We start from the raw sequence: 22,055 nt of genomic DNA, 5'->3' as shown, positions 1-22,055 counted from the left end.
GTCCTCTTCATGGTGGACTTGGTCGATGTCATCCTCGATACGGCGCGAGGACGAGGTCGCGGTTGACGATGACGCGGACAGGGAAGCCCGGCCGGATCGTCAGGGTCGGCTGGATGTTCAGATTGCGGCGAACGACCTGCTGGCCGGTCTGGTTCAGGCTGGTGCTGCCGCCGCGCCGGAGTGCGCGGAACAGCTCGCTCTCGGTGTCGCTCGCGCCGAGCTCGGAGCCGACGCCGAGCAGCGTCGAGAGCGCGGCCGCCATGAACAGCCGACCCCAATGATGGTCGACCTCGTCCTCGAGGCCGGCAAAGCCTTGCGGGTCGGCGGCGGGCTGCCGCTCGAGCACGATCGAGCGGCCGTTCGGGAGGATGAGCCGGGTCCAGACCAGGAGGATGCGGTCCTGCCCGAAGGCGACCTGACTGTCGTAGACGCCGATCAGCTTCGATCCTTGGGGCACGAGCAGGTATCGGCCGGTCGGGCTGTCGTAGACATGCTCGGTCACCTGGGCCGTGACCTGGCCGGGCAGATCGGAGCGGATGCCGGTAATCAGCGCGGCCGGGATCACGGCGCCGGCCTGGACGACGTGACGCGACGGCGGCGCCGCGAGGCGATCGGGGCTGACGGTCTTGCGGTCGACGGCGGCGTTGAGGAAGGCGAGCTTGCGATCCTGGAGATTCTGGCCCCATTCCGTGTCGAGCGGCTGCGGATCCGAGCGCGCGGCCGGTGTGAGCGAGTTGTCCGCCGGTTGGACTGCCGGTACAGTCGGCGCAGTGGCCCGCACCGTCGTGCTCGCCGGAGCGAACAGCCGGCTGGTGCGCGCCGCCTCCTGCTCCTGGGCGGAGCGCTGCTGGGCCGGTTCCGCCGCGTGCGACGGGTCGGGCGGGGTGACGCCGGCGCTGAGCATCGGCCGACCGAGATCGCCCGGCAGCGGCGGCCCGAGCTGGGGCACGCCGGCAGGGACAGCCGACGCAGCCGGCTTGGGGACGGCCGCGTAGTCGCGAGGCAAGGCGGCGATCGCGTCGGGCAGCGGCTTGTGCTCGATACTGTAGAGCTCGCTGCCGCCGGTCGGCTTGGGCTTGTCGCGCGAAAGCCCCCAGATCAGCGCTCCGGACACGACGATCGACGCGCCGGCGAGAAGCCCGACCAGCACCTTGCGGGAGAGCCGCATGACGGGCGGATGCTCGGGCCGAAGGCGGAGCTCCGCCGCGAGGTCGTTCGTGCCAGAGGAATGGTCGGCGCGCTCGCTCACCACCCGGCTCTCCCGTCGGTGCGCACGATGCGGACGCGGCGCTCGGAGCCGGCGTCGCCGAGGCGCAGCTCGGCCGCCGCGAACAGGCGATCGACGATCATGTGATTGCCGCGGACCCGGTAGTTCACGAGCTCCGAGGTCTTGCCCTCCGGGCCGATGATGAACAGCGGCGGCATCTCGCCTTGGCCGATGCCGCGCGGGAACGCGACGTAGACCTTCTTGCCGTCGTCGAAAGCGCGGAGCGGCCGCCAGGGCGGCGCGTCGCCGTCGATCACGTAGCGGAACCGCAAGGCATCGACCTCGAGCCCGGTCGCGACCGGAGCGGCCGTCTCGGCCGCGGCGTTGCGCTGATGCAGCGCGATCAGGCGATCGTGCGGATAGTCCCACGAGACCGAGGCCATGTAGGTCTTCTCGGTCGAGCGCAGCTCGAGGTGGTAGGTCCGGCGGTCGGTGTTGATGACGAGGTTGGTGACGAGATCGGGCCGGGTCGGCTTGACCAGGATGTGGATCCGCTTCGCCGCGCTGGTGCCGCTCTCGGCATCACCGATGATCCAGCGCACCGTGTCGCCGGCCGCGATCGGGCCGGAGCCGACGAGCTGCTCGCCCTCCTGTAGGGCGATGTCGGTCACCTGTCCGGGCGCGGCATAGACTTGGTAGAGGGCGCCCTCCGAGAAGGGGTAGACCTGGACGGCGTTGATGTAGCCGGCCCGGCTCGGCTCGACGCGCGCCACCGTGTTGGCGCGATCGACCCGCTGGCGGGGATCGCGCGGCTCGGGCGGCGACTTGCCGCCCGGAAGCGGCTTGAGCTGGCCCGGGAGCGGCAGCGGCTTCGGCAGCTCCACCACCTCAACGGGTCGCGGCGGCTCGGCGACCAGCGAGGCAGGCTCCGGCGGATCGTCATACGTGATCCCGGGCGGCTTGAACGTCGCGCAGCCCGCGAGCAGGCATGCGGAGACGACGCAGAGGACGAGCGAACGAGGCCGCATCAGCCGAGCTCCTTGGACCAGGCGAGGGAATGGACGTAGATGCCGAGCGGGTTCTTGCGCAGCCGCTCGGCATCGCGCGGCAGGTCGAGCACGATGGTGAGGATGGCGACCCATCGCTCGGTCGCGGCGAGGCTGCCGTTCTCGTAGCGCCGCTCGATCCAGGCGACCCGGAAGCTGTCGGGCGAAGCGCGCACCACGCTCGCGATCTCGACCGTCACCTGGACCTTGCCGATCCTGGCGAAGGGATCGTGGACCCGGGCATGGTCGTTGAGGGCGAGCGCCCCCTTGTCGGTGACGAAGTCGTAGGCCGCGAGCCAGCTCTGGCGGACGATGACCGGATCGGCAGGAATCGCGCGCACATTCTCGATGAAGTGGGCGAGGTGCCAGGCGATCTGGGGATCGGTCGGACGGTAGTCGCCGAGCGCCGGAGCGACGGCCTGGGCCCGGCCCTGCCGGTCGACCTCGACCACCCAGGGGGTGACGGCGCCGCGGGCGTGCTGCCAGACGAGGCCGATCGCAAGGCCCCCGGCCAGCGCGAGAGTGCCGAACGCCATGAGCCGCCAGTTGCGAGCCTGGACCCGGGCGGAGCCGATCCGCTCGTCCCAGACCTGTCCGGCCTTCTGATACGGGGTCTCGGGCTCGGGGGTGCGGCCGTAACGCACCGAGGGACGGCGGAAGGCGATCATCGGCGATCCTCCGACAAGGGAATCGAGCTGCCACCGCTGCCGTGATCGCCGGAGCGGACGGCATGCGCGGCGACCGACGCGCCATGGGCGGCGGTCTGGTGGCGGCGCAGGGTCTGCGCCCATGCAGGGGGACCGGCGGACGTGTTGGCCTGTCCGGACGAAACGCTGTCAGAAGGCCGGACCATCGCACCGAAGCGATCGGCGACGGCCGCGGCTCCGGCGCGGGCGACGCCCCTTGCCCCGGCGGCCGCGGCCTTCAGGCCGGTCGCGCCGGAGGCTGCGGCGCTCGTCCGGTAGGCCGAGACGGCCCCTCCCGAGACAGCGGCTCCGCCGCGCGCGGCACCGGCGAGCGCGCCGACACCGGCGCGCGCACCGATCGCGCCGACGGCACCGATGCCACCCGCCGCGAATGCGGTGCCGACCGCGGCTCCGGCGCCGAGCTGCGGGCCGCCGCTGACGAGGCCGTTGGCGATCCCAGGCCCGAAGATGCCGAGGCCGAGCAGCGCCAACGCGCCGAGGGCGAGCACCATCGCGTCCTCGAAGGTCGGCTGGCCGCCGCCGAAGCCGCGGGTGAACTCGCTGAACAGGGTCGTGCCGATCCCGACCACGACGGCCAGCACCAGCACCTTGATGCCGGAGGAGACGACGTTGCCGAGCACGCGCTCGGCCAGGAACGCGGTCTTGGCGAAGAGGCCGAACGGGACCAGCACGAAGCCGGCGAGCGTCGTCAGCTTGAACTCGATCAGGGTCACGAACAGCTGGATCGCCAGGATGAAGAAGGCGACGAGCACGACGAACCAGGCGATCAGCAGCACTGCGATCTGGATGAAGTTCTCGAAGAACGACACGTAGCCGACGAGCTGGCCCGCAGCGGCGAGGATCGGCTTGCCGGCGTCGATGCCGACCTGGGCGATGCGGCCCGGCTGCAGGAACTGGTCGGCAGCAAGGCTCGAGCCGGAGGCCTTCAGGCCGAGCCCGGCGAAGGACTCGAACACCAGCCCGGCGAGGCGGTTGAAGTTGCCGATGAGGAAGGCGAAGAACCCGACATAGAGGGTCTTCTGGACCAGGCGGGTGATGACGTCCTCGCCATTGCCGGACGCCCAGAACAGGCCCGCCAGAGTGATGTCGATGACGATCAACGTGGAGGCGAGGAACGCGACCTCGCCGCCGAGCAGGCCGAAGCCGGAATCGATGTAGCGCGAGAACACCTCGGTGAAGCGGTCGATGATGCCGGTGTTCATGTCAGTCGGCTGCCCTCTGGCTCGTGGGCCGCGACGGCCCGGCGTTGGACGGCGATGGCGCTGGCTCGTCGTCCGGGGACCCGGGAGACTGGACGCTCGTCTCCGGACGAAGGGACCCGGTCGGTGCCTCCGTGCTCCGGCCGGCCCCGAAGAAGCGGTCCTGGTTCTTGGTCCAGACCGCCCGACAGGCCGCATCGTCGGCTTCGGCCAGACGCAATCGCTTGCAGCGGGCGAGCTCGCGCGCCAGCGGATCGCCGGCCGGGCCGGCCGGCACCTCGGGCGCGCGGGCCGGATCCTCGGCCATGCGGCTCGTGACGGCGACGGCCGCCACGACAGAGGCGCCGGCGAGCGCGACCAGGACGAGGCGCACGAGCGTCTTGGCGACCATCCCACCCTCCCCTACGGGTTGAACATGCGGACGGGCTGGGCCTGGTAGGCTTGGCCCGTGGTGAGGAAGCGGTCGAGCTGGGCGCGTGCCTGCTCCTGGCTGGCACTGCTGCGGGCGCCGGAGAGGCTGTCGGCCCGGGCCTGCGCCGCGAGGACCGCGGTCAGGTCGGCGAGCTGGCGGATCAACAGGGCGATGAGCTGGTTGCCGGCCTGGGCCACCTGCAGGGCGCCGACGGCGGCCTGGCTCGCGGCGACGAGCGTGTCGGTCTCGCCGCGGGTCGTGTCGAGCGACTGCACGACACCGGCCTGGACCAGCAGCGAATCCTGGAACGCGGCATGGGAGGTCTGCCAGCGCTCCTTGGCGTCGGAGGCGAGCTGCTGCGACGAGGTCGTGCCGGAATAGGTCTGCGGGTAGATCCGCGTGAAGGTGCGGTCGATCTGGTCGAGGTCGAACGAGATGCGCTGGACCTGATCGAGGAGCTGCCGCGTCCTCTGGAACGACTGCTGGATCGTCTGCTGCGACGAGTACGGCAGGCTCGCCAAGTTCCGGGCCTGGTTGAGCAGCATCCGGGCCTGGTTCTGCAGGCCGGTGACTTGATTGTTGATCTGCTCGAGCGCCCGGGCGGCCTGCAGCACGTTCTGGGCGTAGTTCGAGGGATCGTAGACGAGCATCTGGGCGAGGCCGACCGTGGGCACGGCGGCGAGCACGAGCCCGGCGCCGACGACGGCGGTGCGTCCGAGGACGGAACGGCGGGAGTACTGCCGGCTCATGGGCTGACCTCTGTGGATGATGTCGCGATGTCCTGGGAGGCCTGCTCGGCCAGGAGGTCGGCGGCCCAGGCGAGCCCCTTGCGCCGCAGCCAGGCGGCAGCGAAGCCGGCGCGGCCGTGCTCGCGGAGGGTCTCGGCGATAGCGGACTGGTCGGACTTGGAGGACGCCGCGCAGAAGGCGAGCGCGACCTCGCCGAGGCCGAGCTCGAACAGGCGGTCGCCCCTGCGCGACTGGCAGTAGTAGTCGCGCTTCGGTGTCGCGCGGGCGAGGATCTCGATCTGGCGCTCGTTGAGGCCGAAGCGCCGGTAGATGGCGGCGATCTGCGGCTCGACGGCGCGATCGTTGGGCAGGAATAGCCGCGTCGGGCAGCTCTCGACGATGGCCGGCGCGATCGTGCTGGTCTCGATATCGGCGAGCGACTGGGTCGCGAACACCACGCTGGCGTTCTTCTTTCGCAGCGTCTTGAGCCATTCCCGGACCTGGGACCCGAAGGTCGGGTCCTCGAGGACGAGCCAGCCCTCGTCGATGATCAGAAGGGTCGGCCGGCCGTCGAGTCGGCTCTCGAGGCGGTGGAACAGGTAGGTGAGGACGCCCGGGGCGGCGTCGGTCTCGATCAGCCCCTCGGTCTCGTAGGCCTGGACGGCGGACGCGCCGATCCGCTCGCCCTCCGCGTCGAGGAGCCGCCCCCAAGCTCCGCCGAGGCAATACGGCTTCAGCGCCTGCTTCAGGGTGGCGGACTGCAGCAGCAGTGTGAGCCCGGTGAGGGTCCGCTCGTTCACGGGCGCCGAGGCGAGCGACGTCAGGGCCGACCAGACGTGCTCCTTGGCGTCGGGCGTGACCGTCACGCCCTCCCGGTCGAGGATCGCGGCGAGCCATTCGGCCGCCCAGGCGCGTTCGGCCGGATCGTCGATCGTGGACAGGGGCGCCAGCGCGACCGGCTCGGTCGCATCCTCGGAGAGCCCGCCGCCGAGATCGTGCCAGTCGCCGCCCATGGCGAGCGCGGCCGCACGGATCGAGCCGCCGAAGTCGAAGGCGAACACCTGGGCGCCCGGGTAGCGGCGGAACTGCAGCGCCATGAGCGCGAGCAGCACGCTCTTGCCGGCGCCGGTCGGGCCGATCACCAGTGTGTGGCCGACATCGCCGACATGAAGCGACAGCCGGAACGGCGTCGCGCCCTCGGTCCGGGCGAACAGGAGCGGCGGTCCGTCGAGGTGCTTGTTCCGCTCGGGTCCGGCCCAGACCGCCGACAGCGGGATCATATGAGCGAGGTTGAGGGTCGAGATCGGTGGCTGGCGCACATTGGCGTAGACGTGCCCGGGCAGGCTGCCGAGCCAGGCCTCGACGGCGTTCAGGCCCTCCAGCATGCAGGTGAAGCCGCGGCCTTCGATCACCTTGGCGGCGAGCCGGAGCTTCTCGTCGGCGCTGCTCGCGTCATCGTCCCAGACCGTGACGGTCGCGGTCACGTAGGCTTCGCCGGCGAGATCGGCGCCGAGCTCCTGGAGGGCGGCGTCGGCATCGAGCGCCTTGTTGTGGGCATCGTTGTCGAGGAGCGTCGACGCCTCGTTGGTCATCGCCTCCTTCAGGATCGCGGCGACCGACTTGCGCTTGGCGAACCAGTGGCGGCGGATGCGGCCGAGCACCTTGGCGGCATCGGTCTTGTCGAGGCAGATCGCCCGGGTCGACCACCGGTACGGGAAGGCGAGCCGGTTCAGCTCGTCGAGGATCCCGGGCCACGTCGCCGACGGGAACCCCGCCACCGTGAGGACACGCAGATGCGCATTGCCGAGCCGCGGCGCGAGGCCGCCCGTGAACGGCTCGTCCACCAGGATCGCGTCGAGATAGATCGGCACCTCGGGCACGCGCACCCGATGCCGCCGCGTCGAGACGCAGGCGTGCAGCCAGGTCAGCGTCTCGCCGTCCGACAGCCAGGCGACCTCCGGCACGAATCCGTCGATCAGGGCGAGGACCCGATCGGTGCGGTCGATGAAGGTCGCGAGCACCTCGTTCGCAGCAGCGCTTCCGTCAGGAGCGCGGCCCTCGTACAGCCAGGCCTCGGCGCGCGCGGCCTCCTCGGCCGGTGGCAGGAACAGAAGCGTGAGGTGGTAGGCGCTCTCGAAGTGCCTGCCCTCCTCCTCGAACTGAGCCCGACGCTCGGCGTCGACCAGCGTCGACACCGGGTCCGGAAAGCTGCTGGCCGGATAGTCCTGCGCCGGAATACGGCTCGCCTCGACGAACACGGCCCAGCCGGAGCCGAGCCGGCGCAGGGCATCGTTGAGCCGTCCGGCAACGCCGACCGGTTCGGCCGGTGTCGCCGACTCGAGGTCCGGGCCCCGGAACCGCGCCGTGCGCTGGAGCGAGCCGTCCTTGTTCAGGACGACGCCGGGTGCGACCAGGGCCGCCCACGGCAGGAAGTCGGCGAGACGCTGCGGCTTGTTGCGGTATTCGGCGAGATTGAACATCGACAGCTCAGACACCGAGGTGGGTGGGGTAGCGCAGGTGCCGACGCACGACGTCGACGAACAGCGGATCGCGCCGCGCCGCCCAGGCCGCCGCGCCGTGCCCGACGAGCCCGAGCACCAGGCCGACGACCCACAGGCGCAGGCCAAGGCCGATCGCGGCGGCGAGGGTTCCGTTGAGGATGGCGATGGCACGCGGCGCCCCGGCGAGCAGGATCGGCTCGGTCAGGGCGCGATGCACCGGTGCCTCGAAGCCGGGGACCAGGTCGGTGCCGCTCGTCACAGCAGCGCCCCGCCGCCGAACGAGAAGAAGGACAGGAAGAACGAGCTCGCCGCGAAGGCGATCGACAGGCCGAACACGATCTGCACCAGTCGGCGAACGCCGCCCGACGTGTCGCCGAAGGCGAGCGTCAGGCCGGTCATGATGATGATGATCACGGCCATGATCTTGGCCACCGGCCCTTCGATCGACTGCAAAACCTGCTGGAGCGGCTGCTCCCAGGGCATGTTCGAGCCGGCCGCATGGGCTGGAGCCGCCATCAGCGCGAGCACGGCGGCCGAGGTCGTCGTGAGAACGAAGCTGCGGATGGGATTCGTCGCGGTCGAGATGGTCATGCGGGCTCTCCTGTCGTGAGCGTGGTGGCGGGTGCGAGGACGTAGTCGCCGGCCGGGTCGATACCGGACACGGCGGCGAGCTCGATGAGACGGCGTTCGCTGCCGCGGCCGGTCAGGACGGCGATCACGTCGATGGTCTCGGCGATGAGGGCGCGCGGGACGGTCACGACCGCCTCCTGCACCAGCTGCTCGAGACGGCGCAGCGCCCCGAGCGCCGTTCCCGCATGGATGGTGCCGATCCCGCCCGGGTGACCGGTCCCCCAGGCCTTCAGGAGGTCGAGCGCCTCGGCGCCGCGCACCTCGCCGATCGGGATGCGGTCGGGGCGCAGCCGCAGCGACGAGCGCACGAGATCGGCGAGCGACGCGACGCCGTCCTTGGTCCGCAGCGCGACCAGGTTTTTGGCCCTGCACTGAAGCTCGCGCGTGTCCTCGATCAGCACGACCCTGTCGGTCGTGCTCGCGACCTCGGCCAAGAGCGCGTTGACGAGCGTCGTCTTGCCGGTCGACGTGCCGCCGGCGACCAGCACGTTGCGGCGCCGCGCGACGGCGTCACGGAGCGTTGCCGCCTGCTCGGCCGTCATGATCCCGGCCGCGGCATAATCGTCGAGCGTGAAGACCGCGACGGCCGGCTTGCGGATCGCGAATGCGGGCGCCGCAACCAGTGGCGGGATCAGGCCCTCGAACCGCTCGCCGGTCTCGGGCAGTTCGGCCGAGATCCGCGGCGAGGTCAGATGGACCTCCGCGCCGACGTGATGCGCGACCAGACGGACGATCCGCTCCCCATCGGCAGCAGACAGATGCTCGCCGGTGTCCGTCAGCCCCTCCGCGAGCCGATCGACCCACAGCTGGCCGTCGGGATTGAGCATGACCTCGACGACGTTCGGGTCGGCGAGCCACGTGGCGATCGACGATCCGAGCGCGGTACGGAGCATCCGCGCCTGGCGCGCTGAAGCTTCGGTTCTGCTCTCCTGCCGCCCCACCTTGCCGCCCCCCGGTCAGGCTCACCGACAACGGCGAGCACCGGGGTCGATTAAGAAAGGCCACTCATCGCGAGGTGCAACAATCGAGTCTCGGTCGTAGTGCCGTGGAGTGGAATGACAGGTGATCGGCGAGCCGACAGGCTGATAGTTCCGAATTTCTTTTCCGACTACACATCATGATTGCTAAAATCGACCAATCTAGGCCGCCAAATCGGCATTCTCAATCGCGTCGATCTGCTCGGGTCTGGCACTACCCCGAGGCGACCCCGTTAGGTGCGGCCATAGGAGGAGGCTGATGTATCAGCAGGGCGTCTATAGCTTCTTAGCCGCGATCGCTCCGCTGGGTGACTCACGGCACGACGACGACCGCGCCCTTGCGGGCGTCAGCGAGCAATGCCTCGATGCGCGGCAGAATCTCGCCGGCGAGCGCCGCGAGCCACGGCTCCGCCGCGCCCTGCCCCCGGCGCCAAATGGTGATCTCCTGCTCCAGCGCCTGCTGCTGCAGCTCGACAAAGCGCCGGCCGAGCGCAAGGAAGTCGAGCGGGGCGAGATTGTCGAGCGCCACTTGGTGCTCGAACTCGAGCACCGGCACGACCGCGACGCCGTGCTCGCGGGCGACCGTCTCCAGTCGTGGCACCTGCTCGCGGCGGAACGCTACGATCGTCTCCGCGAGGCCGCGGAGCTCCGGACGCACGTCCTTGGCCAGGACGATCTCGCAAACCCGGGCCTGCATGCGGGCCGAGCTCAGGGCGAGCCGCAACACGGCCGCGGCACCCGCATTCGGATCGGCGGGCGCGGGCGCCTGCGCCGCAGCGAAGCGCGGCACCAACACTCCGAAGGCCACACCCGCCAGGGCCCCGCCGACGAAAACGCGACGCGTGATCATTGCCATCCCGGAACGCCCTGCATGTTGGGCAGGCGATGCGCGATGCCCTTATGGCAGTCGATGCAGGTCTTCTCGCCGCTGAACAGGAAGGCCTGGTGGGCCTCGGCGGCGCGCGGGTTCTGCTTGGCGAGATCCATCGAATCGGAGCTGTGGCAGTTGCGGCATTCGAGCGAGTCGTTCGCCTTCATGCGTTCCCACTCGTGCTCGGCGAGCGTGCGGCGCATCGCCAGGAACTTCTCCCGCGTGCTGATCGATCCGAACAGATGACCCCAGACCTCCTTGGAGGCCTGCATCTTGCGGGCGATCTTGTCGGTCCAGTCGTGCGGGACGTGACAGTCCGGGCAGGTCGCCCGCACGCCGGAGCGGTTGGTGAAGTGGATCGTCCCCTTCAGCTCCTCGAACACGTTGCTCTGCATCTCGTGGCAGCTCACGCAGAACCGCTCCGTGTTGGTCGCCTCCAGCACCGTGTTGAAGCCGCCCCAGAACACCACCCCGGCCAGGAACCCGCCGAGCGTGAGAAAGGCGAGGCTGAGCGTGCGGGCCGGCGTGAACGCCTGCCGCACCCAGGAGCCGACCCGCGTCGCCCTGGCGCGTGCGAGGATGTCGGTCATCAGCGGCTCCGCCGCTCGGGTTCGGCGAGATCGTCGAGATCGGTGAAGCGGTTCTCGACCAGCGGCTGCGCCGTGGTCTGCGGCACGTGGCAGCCGAGGCAGGCGTAGCGTCGCGGCGCGATGCCGCCGAGGAAGTTGCCGTCGCGGTCCTGATAGTGCGTCACGCTCACCATCGGAGCCTGGCTCTGCTCGGTGAACTTTCGCGAGTGGCAGGACAGGCACTTGTTGGCGTTCAGGTCGAGCGCGTAACCCTCGATGGCGTGCGGGATCAGGGGCGGCTGGTCCGGATAGTTGCGACGCCGGCGCACGTCGTCCGTGACGGCGCGCTGCATCGGCGGGGCCGGCGTCTCGCGGGTGAACGGCTCCGGCCCGCGCAGGCGCGGGGCGTCGCGCCCGGGCCCGCCGATCTGGGCCTGCTGCTGGGCCAGCAGGCTGCCCGTGAAGGCGAGCCCGAAGCCGGCGGCGACGGCGAGGAGGAGTGCGCGCCTCATCGCACGATCCCCCACTGGCCGGCACCGTCGCCCGGCCCGATCCCGGCGACCGCCGCGGCCACCACCTTGACGGCGCACTTCTTGAAGTCGGTCTGCTTGGAGATCGGATCGGTGGCGTCGAGCGTCACCTTGTTGATCAGCTGGCTGGCGTCGAAGAACGGCACGAACACGACGCCGACCGGCATGCGGTTGCGCCCGTGCGTCTCGACCCTCGTGCGCACCTCGCCGCGCCGCGACACCACCCGCACCTCCTGGCCGCGCCGCAGGTTGCGCCTGGCGGCGTCGTCGGGATGCATGAACAGCACCGCGCCCGGGAACGCCCGGTAGAGCTCGGGCACGCGCAGCGTCATCGAGCCGGAATGCCAGTGCTCCAGCACGCGACCGGTGACGAGCCACAGGTCGTAGTCCTGGTCCGGCGCCTCGGCGGGCGGCTCGTAGGGCGCGCCGATGATGTTGGCCCGCTTGTCGGGGTTGCCGTAGAACTGCCAGCCGCTGCCCTTCTCCACATAGGGGTCGTGGCCCTCGCGGTAGCGCCAGCGGGTCTCGCGGCCGTCGACCACGGGCCAGCGCAGGCCGCGCACCTTGTGATAGGTGTCGAACGGCGCGTAGTCGTGGCCGTGCCCGCGGCCGAACTCGGCGAGCTCCTCCCACATGCCCTTCTGCACGTAGAAGCCGAACGCCTCGCTCTCGTGATTGCGAAAGCCGGCCTCGATGTCCGACACCGGGAAGCGATCGACCCGGCCGTTGCGGTAGAGGACGTCGAACAGGCTCCGGCCGCGCATCTCGGGGGCCTTGGCGAGCAGCTCCTCCGGCCACACCTCGTCGGTGGTGAACCGCTTGGAGAACTCCATCATCTGCCACAGGTCGGAGCGCGCCTCGCCGGGCGCGTCGACGAGCTGGTGCCAGAAGTGGTTGCGGCGCTCGGCGTTGCCGTAGGCCCCCTCCTTCTCGACCCACATGGCGGCCGGCAGGATCAGGTCGGCGGCGAGCGCCGTGACGGTCGGATAGGCGTCGGAGACGACGACGAAGTTCTCCGGATTGCGATAGCCCGGAAACGTCTCGTTGTTGGTGTTGGGCGCCGTCTGCAGGTTGTTGTTGACCTGGATCCAGTAGGCGTTGAGCTTGCCGTCGCGCAGCATGCGGTCCTGCAGGACCGCGTGGTATCCGGGCTTGTCGGGGATCGTGCCTTCCGGCAGCGTCCAGATCCGCTCGGCGACCTTGCGGTGCTCCGGATTGGTGACCTGCATGTCGGCGGGCAGGCGGTGGGCGAAGGTGCCGACCTCGCGGGCCGTGCCGCAGGCGGACGGCTGGCCGGTCAGCGAGAACGGCCCCGAGCCCGGCTCCGAGATCTTGCCGGTCAGCAGGTGCAGGTTGGTGACCAGGTGATTGCACCAGACGCCGCGGACGTGCTGGTTGAACCCCATTGTCCAGAACGACACCAGCTTGATCTTCGGGTCGGCGTAGAGCCGCGCCAGCTCCGCGAGCTTCTCGACCGGAACGCCGGTCATGCCGGACACCTTCTCGGCCGTGTACTCGGAGACCTGGCGGGCGTAGGCCTCGAAGGTCGACGGGTTCGACACCTGGGCGTCGTTGGCGTGCTGGGCGCGCTGCTCCAGGACGTGGTCGGGCCGCAGCCCGTAGCCGATGTCGGTGTTGGCGAGGCGGAAGTTGACGTGCCGGTCGACGAAGTCGCGATTCACGGCGCCGGTCGTGATCAGGTGGTTGGCGATGTAGTTGAGGACCGCCAGATCGGTTCCCGGCTTGAACACGATCGCGCTGTCGGACAGGTCGGTCGTGCGGTGCTCGTAGGTCGAGAGCGTGTGGATGCGCACATGCGGCGCCGACAGCCGCCGATCGGTCACCCTGGTCCAGAGGATCGGGTGCATCTCGGCCATGTTGGAGCCCCACAGCACGAAGGCGTCGGCGAGCTCGATGTCGTCGTAGCAGCCCATCGGCTCGTCCGCCCCGAAGGTGCGCACGAAGGCGACGGCGGCGGACGCCATGCAGTGGCGGGCATTGGGATCGAGATTGTTGGAGCGGAAGCCGGCCCGCATCAGCTTGGTCGCCGCGTAGCCCTCCCACATGGTCCACTGGCCGGAGCCGAACATGCCGATCGCGGTCGGCCCCTTCTCCTTGAGGACGCGCTTCCACTGCGCCGCCATCTCGTCGAAGGCGCGGTCCCAGGAGACCGGCTGGAAATCGCCGTCCTTGGCGAAGCGGCCGTCGCGCATCCGCAGCAGCGGCGTCGTCAGCCGGTCGGCGCCGTACATGATCTTCGAGAGGAAGTAGCCCTTCACGCAGTTGAGGCCGCGGTTCACCTCGGCCTGCATGTCGCCGTGGGTGGCGACCACCTTGCCGTCCTTGACGCCGACCATCACGCCGCAGCCGGTGCCGCAGAACCGGCACGGCGCCTTCGACCACTTGATGCGGATCGCCTCGCCGGCCGGCAGGTTCTGGGCCGCGGCCCCGGCCGGAATCCCGGCGGCGGCGAGCGCCGCCCCGGCGGCCTGCTGCTTCAGGAAGGCGCGACGGGAGACGTCCATCCGGTCAATCCTTCTGGCTGGCGGTGAGCTGGCGGGTGTCGTCTGTCTCGACGTGATGAAAGACGAGGGAGGCCGAGAGGACCCCCGGCAGGGCGGAGAGCGCGGCGAGCCCCTCGACGATGCCGGACTCGGATCGGGTTTCCAGGGTGAGAACGACCTTGCCGCCGGCCTCGGCATGGATGTCGAAGCCGGGCATGGCGGCGAGGGACGTGCGGAAGCCGCTCAGCTGCTCGGGCCGCACATGGACGACGAGGCTGGAGATGTGCTCCTCGGCCGCCGGCTTCAGGACAGCGCCGGTGACGAGGTCGCGACGCGAGACGCCGCTCATCACACGGGCCCGGGCCGCCCGGTGAACGCGTAGTACATCCAGACCAGAAAGCCCCAGCCGGCCACGACGCCGACCGCGATGAACGGCCAGATGAACACGGCGAGTACCATGAACAGAATTCGTTCGCTCCGCCGCAATGCGCAGGGGAATCGCTTGAAGTAGCGCGGGATTTGAGTTGCGATTCAGCGAGTTATGGATTCTTGGAGGATCTCCCGAACGGTCAGGGAGGTCGCCGTGGAGCTGTTCATCACGTCGTTCGCGCAAGTTCCGGACCCGCGCGCCAGCAACGCGCGGCACGACCCCCGTCGAGATCCTCTTCATCGACTTCGTGGCCGTGCTGTGCGGCGCGAAGAGCTGCGTGGAGATGGCCGACTTCGGTCGGGCGAAGGCGACCTTCTTCGAGAAGGTGCTCGGCCTCGCCCACGGCATCCCGTCGCACGACACGTTCTCGACCGTGTTCCGCATGCTGGACCCGAAGGCGTTCGAGGCGGCGTTCCGCGCCTTCATGGCGGCGTTCGGGGCCTCACTGGCGAAGCGTTCGGATGGATGTGAGGTCGTCGCGATCGACGGCAAGGCGCTGCGACGCGCCTACGAGGCCGGCAAGGCGCATGCTCCCAAGTTGATGGTGTCCGCGTTCGCGGCCGAGATGCGCATGACGCTGTCGTGCCTGGCCGCGAAGGACGGCGACGAGGTCGCCGCCGCCCTCGAGCTGCTCGGGCTGGTGGACCTCGCCGGCAAGATCGTCACGGCCGATGCACTGCACTGCCATCGTGGCATGGCGGACGGCGTCGTCGCCCGCGGCGGCGATTACTGTCTCGCCCTGAAGGGGAACCAGGAGTCGCTGCGCAGTGATGCCGACGCCTGCTTTCTGACGATGAAGAAGACCCATCCCACGGCCGAGACCACCGAGCGCGGCCACGGCCGCACCGAGATCCGGCGCGCCGCCGTCGTCGGCGCCGGCGATCTCGGCGACTACCACCAGTTTCCGGGGCTGAAGGCCTTCGGCCGCATCGAGCGCATCCGCCGCCTCGCCGGCAAGACCGCGCGCGAGGTCCGCCTTTTCGCATTGTCCCGTGCCGTCTCACCCGCGGAGCTGCTGCGCGTCGTGCGCGCGCACTGGGCGATCGAGAACGCGCTTCATTGGGAGCTCGACGTGGTCGTCGCCGAGGACGCCGCGCGAAACCGTCGCGACCACGGTCCGCAAAACCTCGCCGTGCTCCGACGTCTCGCCCTCAACGTCGCACGCGCCGATCAGACCAAGGGCTCACTCGCCGGAAAGCTCAGGCAGGCCGGATGGAACGACGACTTCCTCTTCAAGCTCCTCGCCCAAACGCGATAGCCCTGCCGCAATGCGGCCAAGTCCACGTTTCCTCGCATAACACCCGCCGCCAAGTGGTTGATAGACAGCAAAACGGCCCTTGCCCCACGTTGGTTCCCAGAAAAATTGAAAACTCCGGATGTGATGAGTAGGTGAGCTGCGTCGTCCAAATCGTGCGGGTTACATAAGCGCGCCGCAGTATCCGATTCCGCGAACCAATTCGATGTGGCCATTTGTACGTGAGCGCGGTAGTCAATGGGAACGTAATTTTTACCTTCCCGGCCCATTGTTGCATTCGCTGATGACGCGTGACTAGCCGCCTGCAAGCCGCCAATCTGCCCGATCACGGACGAATACATTGCTCGCCACCGCACGCCGTCACCCAAAGCCCATTCTACTGATTGTGGCCTTCGCGATGGTGATCGTCGCTTTTTTCGCCGCAGTAAACTGGGTCGTCGTCGCGAGTCTCCGAGAAAGCGCCCTGAGATCTGCCGAAAGTTCGGGGGTGAGACGTAGCATCCTGCTGGCCGAGCAAGCCGACCGCGCCATTCAAGCCGTTGATTTCGTCCTCCTCAGCCTGATCGAGCAGATCGCCCGGGTGGGGGTTGCCGACGCAGCGTCCTATGCAGGACGAATGGGCAATCGAGATGTCCATCTTCTCCTTCAGGAAAAATCGCGGCATATGCCCCAGGTCGACGCTCTCACGATGGTGAATGCCGAAGGCCGATTGATAAATTTCTCACGTTACTGGCCAATCCCGGACGTCGACGTTTCCGATCGCGATTACTTCAAAGCGCTTAAAGAAGATCGATCCGGACAGCCGTTCGTCAGCAAGCCTGTGCAGAACCGCGGCGACGGGACTTGGAATATTTATGTTGTCCGTCGGGTCAACGGGCCGCAAGGACAGTTTATCGGTCTTGTCCTCGGGGCCATGGCGGTATCGTACTTCGACGAGGTTTACGCGTCCGTATTGACCGGCAAAGGCGCAGGCATAGGGCTCTTCCGTCTGGATGGTACTCCGCTCGTCCGGTTGCCCAGGAAAGACGGTTCCGAAACCACCCTTCCTTTTGAGCTCTCAGGAACTCGACTGAACACGGTTACCCGGGAGTTCGGCAATGATGGTGTGTTGCGCGCCAAAATTACCCGGGAACTCCGAAACTTTCCTTTGGCGATCATGGTCACTCAGACAGAGGATAGTGCCGTTGCAAGTTGGCAAGGGATAACCAACTTGCTCTTCGTCTCTATACTTGTTTGTGGAACGTTGGTGCTCATCACTGCGGCTGCGATCGCGTTCTGGTATCTAGCGAAAGAACGCGCCTTGGAAGCTGGACATGCCCAGGCGGCTGCCGAGGCCGAGCTGCTGCGCCAAAAGGAGAAAGCGGCCGCGGAGGCCAACCACGCCAAGTCGGCATTCCTCGCAACGATGAGTCATGAGATCAGGACCCCGATGAACGCGCTCGTCGGGCTTTCCAGCACGTTGCTGGACAGCAAACTCGATCCCGACCAACGTGCCGCGGTGGTCGCAATGCAGGATGCCGGCGACAATCTCCTGAGAATCTTGAACGACATTCTCGACTTCTCGAAGCTCGAAGCTGGCAAGTTTACCTTTGAAAGCCTGCCTTTCTCTCCCCATATCCTCGCCGACCATGTGCGAAGCGTCATCGCATCTAGCGCCGCGGCGAAAGGTCTCGACATCGAGTTCGAGATCTTCACGGACGTCCCTGCGGCCCTTCTTGGAGATGCCGGTCGAATCCGGCAGGTCCTTCTCAACCTATTATCCAATGCCATCAAATTCACGCGCCGCGGTTCGATTGGCGTCTCGGTTCGCCTGGTTGCACGATGCGAAAAAATTGCGACAGTCGAATGGGCGGTCACAGATACGGGTACAGGAATAGATCGCGATCGCCTACCGAAGCTGTTCGATGATTTTGCGCAGGCTGACAATACGATCAGCCGTCGCTTCGGTGGCACGGGCCTCGGCCTCGCCATATGCAAGCGCATTGTCGAACAAATGGCAGGCAAGATCGCGGTTGCCTCCGAACTTGGACGCGGAACTACATTTCGGTTCACGCTAGACCTGCCGCTGGCCGACGATGTTCCGATCGAGCAAAATACGAGCCCGGCCATCATTGCCAATTTACATCAGGCTCTGGCTCGCCACGGTCGACGTTGGGCTGTACTCCTCGCCGAAGACAACACCATAAACCAAATGGTGGTGGTAAAGATGTTAGGGGAGTTTGATCTTCAAGTCGATATGGCAGCGGACGGGTGCGAGGCAGTGCGTTTAGTCTCTCAATCGGCGTACGATGTAGTTTTGATGGACGTGTGCATGCCGGAGATGGATGGGCTGCAGGCGACTCGGATCATTCGAGAGCGAGGCGGAAGGTTTGCAGAGCTTCCTATTATCGCGTTGACCGCAAACGCCTTCGCTGACGACATGGCGGCATGCCGCGCGGCCGGAATGACAGACTTCGTAGCGAAACCGCTCCGAAAGCGTGCGTTGGTCGAGGCGCTCCTGAGGGCGGTCGCCGGAAAGAACATGAAGTCGGCCTGCGGTCAGACGTTGCAATCGCCTGGGAAGCTCCACGCAGAACCCGTCTGGGATAGTTCGGCGTTCGCCAATCTTTGTGAGGAAATTGGCGGCGACGGAGCCGACGAAGCACTGGGAATGTTTTTCCAGGAAACGGAATCGAGACTCGCGCGAATGCGCTGTCTTTCGTCCCCTACTGGAGATTCGATCGAAATAGAAGCTCACACTCTCAAGGGAGCCGCCGGAACACTCGGCTTTCGCAAACTTTCCGCGCTCGCGCAAGCACTCGAATCCGCCGCACGCCAGCCGCTCACGGACGAGGCGCTGCAGAGTCACCTTGCTGCTCTCGATGTAGCCTTCGCCGAATCGATACAAGCAAACACCGAGACGACGAACCGCATACGGAGTGTGTAGAAGGCATAAGCAGATCTTCGAGCGGACCGCGATGTTCGCCCATGATTCGGTGGCGACGTCGTGCTGAACTCCGAAGGCGCTTCACGGCACCCATTCGACGGTCACGCCTTGGGATCCCCGATCGCCAGTCTAGAACGGCTCACCGGCGTGTGGTACGCTGACGCGTGTGCGAGGTGGTCCGTAAGGTCACATGTCCGTGTCGGGTGTTTGTGGCTCACCGCCGCCATCGTCCCGGCATCCACGGCGGCGCCGATCCGCACGCTCACCCCGTCGATCTCCGGCGCGGTTGTGCCGGTGACTTCCGCGGCTTTGCAGTTTCGCCGAGGCTTTTGAGACCGACACACACGCTCCGGCGGAGGCGAGGAGGTCTGACGATCGCCGCACAATCTGCGGATTCTCGCCCCTCGCGCACTCGCCTCCGGCCCTCAAGTTTGCCGCCGCCACGTAAACACCTGGTGGGGGTCAGCCGGTGCCGATGCCGGGCCGACCTGCGACACGGCGGCACTCAAAGCAAGTGTCTCCTCGATCCCCGCCTTGTCGTCGGCCGAGAAGCCGCCGCAGCCAGCCCGTTCCCGAAATCACACCGGTGATTCTCGGTATGGATCAGCAGACACGAGATTCATCGGAAGTCAGGGCAGGACGCTTCTTTTCTGACTGCGCGACCTTCTACCGAAAAGCTACGAATGAGAGCGGACACCGACCTGACCGGCAGGCCCACCCCGAGCCTCAAACGAATCTCAGTCAAGGTCTGCTCGAGGTCGGGCAAGCTGATAGGTTTCGACAGGACAGAGACTACGTTCAGACCTGTGATCCGAGAACTCTCCTGCGTGCCAGCGAGGACCATTTCGGAGGAATGCGACAATACCACCACGGGAATATCAGGACCAATTTCGACCGCGATAGGCCCGAAGTTGGGGCAGGAGAATCCCTCCGGTGCAAGATCAATGACAATGACGGCATACGCGTGACCGGAGACGGCCATAATTGCTTCTTCGCAGGATGCCCTCGTCGCAGTGAAGCCGGACCGAACGCCGAGCCTTGCGACAATCCCGCGTTCCAGCGTGTCGCGATCAATAACCAGCAAGTTTAAAGCGCCTGACGGTTCCATCGAAGATTTCATTCCTGATCAGGGGCGGGTTTGGGACTTCCAGGCACCGCATTGCGGGTTGCGCAAAGCTGCGACAAGAGCTGTTTCGTCTCGTCGATCTGCGTACGTACCTGACTCAACTGGCAGCTCACGAGAGAAGGTTCCTTGTTGTATTCCATTTGGCCGAACAACTCGAGAAGAAGACCGAGGTGATCCGTGATGCCGAGCAGAAGCTCGGCTACTTGATTTACCGAAATATATTTCTCAACCGGCCGACGTGGACGTTCTCCGGAGAAGCGAGAGCAGGCAAGCGCAAGAGGTATTACGTTCGACACCGTTCGAATCCTAAGCGAATGTAGCGGAGCGACACCCTTGCCCGCGTTCCTTAGCGTCGGCCGCAGGATCGAGCGTCATCGATATCATCAAGCAGCGCGGACGCGCGACACGAACTGATCCACCTCCATTTTCAGGCGGTTGCTTTCGCTGGCGAGCGACTGGGCCGACGCCAGGACCTGAGCGGATGCCGCCCCGGTTTCTCCGGCACCAACGCTCACTTGCGAGATGTTGGAGGCGACGTGATTCGTCCCCGTCGAAGCTTGCTGAACGTTGCGGGCGATTTCGGAGGTTGCTGCGCCCTGCTCTTCGATGGCGGCGGCGATCGAAGAGGAGATTTCGGAAATGCGGCCGATAGTGCCACCGATCTCCTTGATGGCGACGACGGACTCATGTGTGGCGGCCTGCATCCCGGATATTTGGGCTGCAATTTCTCCTGTCGCCTTGGCCGTCTGCGACGCGAGGGCCTTCACTTCCTGGGCGACGACCGCAAAACCCTTCCCGGCTTCGCCAGCCCGGGCCGCCTCGATGGTAGCATTGAGGGCCAGCAGGTTGGTCTGCTCCGCGATCGCCGTGATCAGCTTTACAACATCCCCGATGCGGCTCGCGGCATTGGACAGGTCGTTGATGCGGCTGTCGGTCTTCCGCGCCTGGGTGACAGCCTCCGCGGCAATGCGATTGGACTCCTGCATCTGACGGCTGATTTCCGAGACCGAGGAGGTCATCTCCTGCGTGGCAGGTGCCACGCTCTGCACGTTGGCCGACGCTTGCTCAGACGCTGCCGCAACGGTCGCAGACAAAGTTTGAGTGGTCTCTGCGGTGCGAGTCAGTGTCCGGGCCGACGCTTCGAGCTCGGTCGAAGCCGACGAAACAGTCCCGACGATATGACCGACAGCGGCCTCGAAGTCTCCGGCGAGCTGATTCAACTCGGCTTTGCGTTGCGCGGCGGCGCGGATCTCGGCTGCCTTCTGCTCGGCTTCCAGCCGCCGGGTGTGGATGGCGTTCTCCTTGAACACCTCGACGGCACGGGCCATGACACCCACCTCGTCACCGCGGTTGACGGACGGAACCACCATACGGGTGTCGCCGGTCTGGAGGTGCCCCATGATTTGTGAAAGGACGACCAGCGGGCGGGTCTGCCAACGGAGCATGCCGTACAGGGCAAGCCCGACCAGAACCGCCGCTACCAGGGCCTGCAGGGCGACGCTCAGCACCAGCTCGTCGATGATCGCGAGAAATTCGCTTTGTTTCAATCCCACGTAGAGAGCGCCGACGGTCGCCCCGGAAGCATCTTTGATCGGATCATAGGCAGTGAAGTAAGACTCTCCCAAGATATCGGCCTCGCCCCGGTACGATACGCCACGGTTCAACACGGCATCGTACGCGGGCCCCTGGGCGAGTTTGGTGCCGACGGCGCGACTGCCCTGTGCTGTCTTAATGTTGGTTGAAACACGGGTGTCATTTCGGAAGATTGTGGCCGTCCCGCCGACCAGCCTTTGCAGGCGGTCGACCAATTCGGTGTCGCCGTCGAGCTGTTTCGTTCCCACAACAAGGGCATTCTCCACCAGCTTCACTTCTCCCATGGCGCGGAGAAGCTCCCACCCGACCCGCATGCTCAATTCTTGCTTGGCCTGTGCTTGGGCGCGCATCTCGCTCTTCACCTCTTTGACGACCACTGCGAGAATTACGAGTGAGACCACACCAATTCCGAGAGCGGCCAACCCTGCGATCTTGGTGGGCAACGACAATTTTAGCGGCATGCGAATAATCCCGTATTTCTAGCTGACTTCACGTGATACCCCTACTCGTTTTTAAATTTTGTTACAAACCGCAGTATTTTTAAATCTCGCTGTTAACGCTTTATTAATTAAGGTGCTGTCTTTGTAAGGACTGATCTCTTATAAAGAACTCTTATACTTTGCGCTCTGATCAGTAGCGACATTCTCGATCGCGCATTTCGGTTGGGCGCTTCTGAACCGACTCTCTATCTCCTCGAGGCGCTTCCAAGCCGACCTTTTCGGCAACAAGCCGACGCTCTCCGGAATGCGCAATTTAGGAAATAATTAAACTCTTGCTCCTATGCAGAACTATCCTACCTGCTGCCACTACTAAAACTAGAGCCACGGATTATTGCAACTTGCTT

The 22,055-nt window shown here is 66.5% G+C and carries 20 protein-coding genes and 1 pseudogene; 2 read left to right on the top strand and 19 right to left on the bottom strand.

Annotated features, from left to right (window positions below):
• Positions 1-28: 28 nt before the first annotated feature.
• The 16 genes from CCR97_RS09710 to CCR97_RS09635 form a co-directional block, all read right to left on the bottom strand.
• Positions 29-1,249 (bottom strand): TrbI/VirB10 family protein, encoded by a 1,221-nt coding sequence (locus CCR97_RS09710; RefSeq protein WP_245428733.1) that lies wholly within the window; start codon positions 1,247-1,249, stop codon positions 29-31.
• Positions 1,246-2,235 carry a P-type conjugative transfer protein TrbG gene (trbG, locus tag CCR97_RS09705; protein WP_111355737.1) on the bottom strand — a complete coding sequence of 330 codons (990 nt, stop codon included), beginning with the start codon at positions 2,233-2,235 and terminating at the stop codon, positions 1,246-1,248. The genes CCR97_RS09710 and trbG overlap by 4 nt, the downstream gene beginning before the upstream one ends.
• Positions 2,235-2,921, bottom strand: coding sequence for a conjugal transfer protein TrbF (gene trbF, locus CCR97_RS09700; RefSeq protein ID WP_111355738.1), 687 nt, complete (start codon positions 2,919-2,921; stop codon positions 2,235-2,237). The genes trbG and trbF overlap by 1 nt, the downstream gene beginning before the upstream one ends.
• Positions 2,918-4,162: a P-type conjugative transfer protein TrbL gene (trbL, locus tag CCR97_RS09695; protein WP_201159457.1), complete on the bottom strand. Its 1,245-nt coding sequence runs from the start codon at positions 4,160-4,162 to the stop codon at positions 2,918-2,920. The genes trbF and trbL overlap by 4 nt, the downstream gene beginning before the upstream one ends.
• Position 4,163: 1 nt before the next feature.
• A complete protein-coding gene (gene trbK-alt, locus CCR97_RS09690) occupies positions 4,164-4,550 on the bottom strand; it encodes a putative entry exclusion protein TrbK-alt (protein ID WP_111355193.1) in 387 nt (128 codons plus the stop codon).
• Between the two features lie 11 nt (positions 4,551-4,561).
• Positions 4,562-5,320 carry a P-type conjugative transfer protein TrbJ gene (gene trbJ, locus CCR97_RS09685; protein WP_111355194.1) on the bottom strand — a complete coding sequence of 253 codons (759 nt, stop codon included), beginning with the start codon at positions 5,318-5,320 and terminating at the stop codon, positions 4,562-4,564.
• A complete protein-coding gene (gene trbE, locus CCR97_RS09680) occupies positions 5,317-7,779 on the bottom strand; it encodes a conjugal transfer protein TrbE (protein WP_111355195.1) in 2,463 nt (820 codons plus the stop codon). The genes trbJ and trbE overlap by 4 nt, the downstream gene beginning before the upstream one ends.
• 7 nt (positions 7,780-7,786) lie before the next feature.
• A complete protein-coding gene (locus tag CCR97_RS09675; protein ID WP_111355196.1) occupies positions 7,787-8,059 on the bottom strand; it encodes a VirB3 family type IV secretion system protein in 273 nt (90 codons plus the stop codon).
• Positions 8,056-8,391 (bottom strand): TrbC/VirB2 family type IV secretion system protein, encoded by a 336-nt coding sequence (locus tag CCR97_RS09670; protein ID WP_111355197.1) that lies wholly within the window; start codon positions 8,389-8,391, stop codon positions 8,056-8,058. Before CCR97_RS09670 ends, CCR97_RS09675 begins: the two co-directional genes overlap by 4 nt.
• Entirely contained in the window at positions 8,388-9,323 is a 936-nt protein-coding gene (gene trbB / locus CCR97_RS09665) for a P-type conjugative transfer ATPase TrbB (RefSeq protein WP_111355198.1), read from the bottom strand. The genes CCR97_RS09670 and trbB overlap by 4 nt, the downstream gene beginning before the upstream one ends.
• A 397-nt stretch (positions 9,324-9,720) precedes the next feature.
• Positions 9,721-10,197 (bottom strand): DUF4142 domain-containing protein, encoded by a 477-nt coding sequence (locus CCR97_RS09660; protein ID WP_170145651.1) that lies wholly within the window; start codon positions 10,195-10,197, stop codon positions 9,721-9,723.
• Positions 10,198-10,253: 56 nt separating this feature from the next.
• Positions 10,254-10,868, bottom strand: coding sequence for a NapC/NirT family cytochrome c (locus CCR97_RS09655; protein ID WP_111355200.1), 615 nt, complete (start codon positions 10,866-10,868; stop codon positions 10,254-10,256).
• Positions 10,868-11,359, bottom strand: coding sequence for a nitrate reductase cytochrome c-type subunit (locus CCR97_RS09650; RefSeq protein WP_111355201.1), 492 nt, complete (start codon positions 11,357-11,359; stop codon positions 10,868-10,870). The genes CCR97_RS09655 and CCR97_RS09650 overlap by 1 nt, the downstream gene beginning before the upstream one ends.
• Positions 11,356-13,902: a periplasmic nitrate reductase subunit alpha gene (napA, locus tag CCR97_RS09645; RefSeq protein WP_111355202.1), complete on the bottom strand. Its 2,547-nt coding sequence runs from the start codon at positions 13,900-13,902 to the stop codon at positions 11,356-11,358. The genes CCR97_RS09650 and napA overlap by 4 nt, the downstream gene beginning before the upstream one ends.
• Positions 13,903-13,906: 4 nt before the next feature.
• The gene (locus CCR97_RS09640; protein ID WP_111355225.1) at positions 13,907-14,230 is read right to left on the bottom strand and encodes a chaperone NapD; all 324 of its coding nucleotides are present in this window, start codon (positions 14,228-14,230) and stop codon (positions 13,907-13,909) included.
• Entirely contained in the window at positions 14,230-14,367 is a 138-nt protein-coding gene (locus CCR97_RS09635; protein WP_244670348.1) for a periplasmic nitrate reductase, NapE protein, read from the bottom strand. The genes CCR97_RS09640 and CCR97_RS09635 overlap by 1 nt, the downstream gene beginning before the upstream one ends.
• 97 nt (positions 14,368-14,464) lie before the next feature.
• Between CCR97_RS09635 and CCR97_RS09630 the strand changes: the two are divergent.
• Together CCR97_RS09630 and CCR97_RS09625 are read left to right on the top strand one after the other, a co-directional pair.
• A pseudogene (locus CCR97_RS09630) lies at positions 14,465-15,569 on the top strand (ISAs1 family transposase).
• Between the two features lie 337 nt (positions 15,570-15,906).
• A complete protein-coding gene (locus CCR97_RS09625) occupies positions 15,907-18,492 on the top strand; it encodes a hybrid sensor histidine kinase/response regulator (RefSeq protein WP_111355204.1) in 2,586 nt (861 codons plus the stop codon).
• 619 nt (positions 18,493-19,111) lie between these two features.
• On the opposite strand, the gene CCR97_RS09620 is transcribed toward CCR97_RS09625, so the two are convergent.
• The 3 genes from CCR97_RS09620 to CCR97_RS09610 form a co-directional block, all read right to left on the bottom strand.
• Entirely contained in the window at positions 19,112-19,612 is a 501-nt protein-coding gene (locus CCR97_RS09620; RefSeq protein WP_146618607.1) for a response regulator transcription factor, read from the bottom strand.
• A complete protein-coding gene (locus CCR97_RS09615; RefSeq protein ID WP_146618608.1) occupies positions 19,609-19,914 on the bottom strand; it encodes a hypothetical protein in 306 nt (101 codons plus the stop codon). The genes CCR97_RS09620 and CCR97_RS09615 overlap by 4 nt, the downstream gene beginning before the upstream one ends.
• 87 nt (positions 19,915-20,001) lie before the next feature.
• Complete coding sequence (locus tag CCR97_RS09610; RefSeq protein WP_111355205.1) at positions 20,002-21,672, bottom strand: methyl-accepting chemotaxis protein; 1,671 nt, start codon at positions 21,670-21,672, stop codon at positions 20,002-20,004.
• Between the last annotated feature and the right edge of the window lie 383 nt (positions 21,673-22,055).

Origin of the sequence: Rhodoplanes elegans, assembly GCF_016653355.1 — a bacterium.
Classification (GTDB): Bacteria; Pseudomonadota; Alphaproteobacteria; order Rhizobiales; family Xanthobacteraceae; genus Rhodoplanes; species Rhodoplanes elegans.
The sequence above is the reverse complement of the archived record's forward strand: the minus strand, read 5'-3'. Positions and strand labels throughout refer to the sequence as shown.

Bases quoted from the DNA above. Each gene is read 5' to 3' on its own strand.
- trbG (WP_111355737.1), bottom strand. From the start codon at position 2,235: ATGCGGCCTCGTTCGCTCGTCCTCTGCGTCGTCTCCGCATGCCTGCTC.
- trbF (WP_111355738.1), bottom strand. From the start codon at position 2,921: ATGATCGCCTTCCGCCGTCCCTCGGTGCGTTACGGCCGCACCCCCGAG.
- trbL (WP_201159457.1), bottom strand. From the start codon at position 4,162: ATGAACACCGGCATCATCGACCGCTTCACCGAGGTGTTCTCGCGCTAC.
- trbK-alt (WP_111355193.1), bottom strand. From the start codon at position 4,550: ATGGTCGCCAAGACGCTCGTGCGCCTCGTCCTGGTCGCGCTCGCCGGC.
- trbJ (WP_111355194.1), bottom strand. From the start codon at position 5,320: ATGAGCCGGCAGTACTCCCGCCGTTCCGTCCTCGGACGCACCGCCGTC.
- trbE (WP_111355195.1), bottom strand. From the start codon at position 7,779: ATGTTCAATCTCGCCGAATACCGCAACAAGCCGCAGCGTCTCGCCGAC.
- CCR97_RS09670 (WP_111355197.1), bottom strand. From the start codon at position 8,391: ATGACCATCTCGACCGCGACGAATCCCATCCGCAGCTTCGTTCTCACG.
- trbB (WP_111355198.1), bottom strand. From the start codon at position 9,323: ATGCTCCGTACCGCGCTCGGATCGTCGATCGCCACGTGGCTCGCCGAC.
- CCR97_RS09655 (WP_111355200.1), bottom strand. From the start codon at position 10,868: ATGACCGACATCCTCGCACGCGCCAGGGCGACGCGGGTCGGCTCCTGG.
- CCR97_RS09650 (WP_111355201.1), bottom strand. From the start codon at position 11,359: ATGAGGCGCGCACTCCTCCTCGCCGTCGCCGCCGGCTTCGGGCTCGCC.
- napA (WP_111355202.1), bottom strand. From the start codon at position 13,902: ATGGACGTCTCCCGTCGCGCCTTCCTGAAGCAGCAGGCCGCCGGGGCG.
- CCR97_RS09640 (WP_111355225.1), bottom strand. From the start codon at position 14,230: ATGAGCGGCGTCTCGCGTCGCGACCTCGTCACCGGCGCTGTCCTGAAG.
- CCR97_RS09620 (WP_146618607.1), bottom strand. From the start codon at position 19,612: ATGAAATCTTCGATGGAACCGTCAGGCGCTTTAAACTTGCTGGTTATT.
- CCR97_RS09610 (WP_111355205.1), bottom strand. From the start codon at position 21,672: ATGCCGCTAAAATTGTCGTTGCCCACCAAGATCGCAGGGTTGGCCGCT.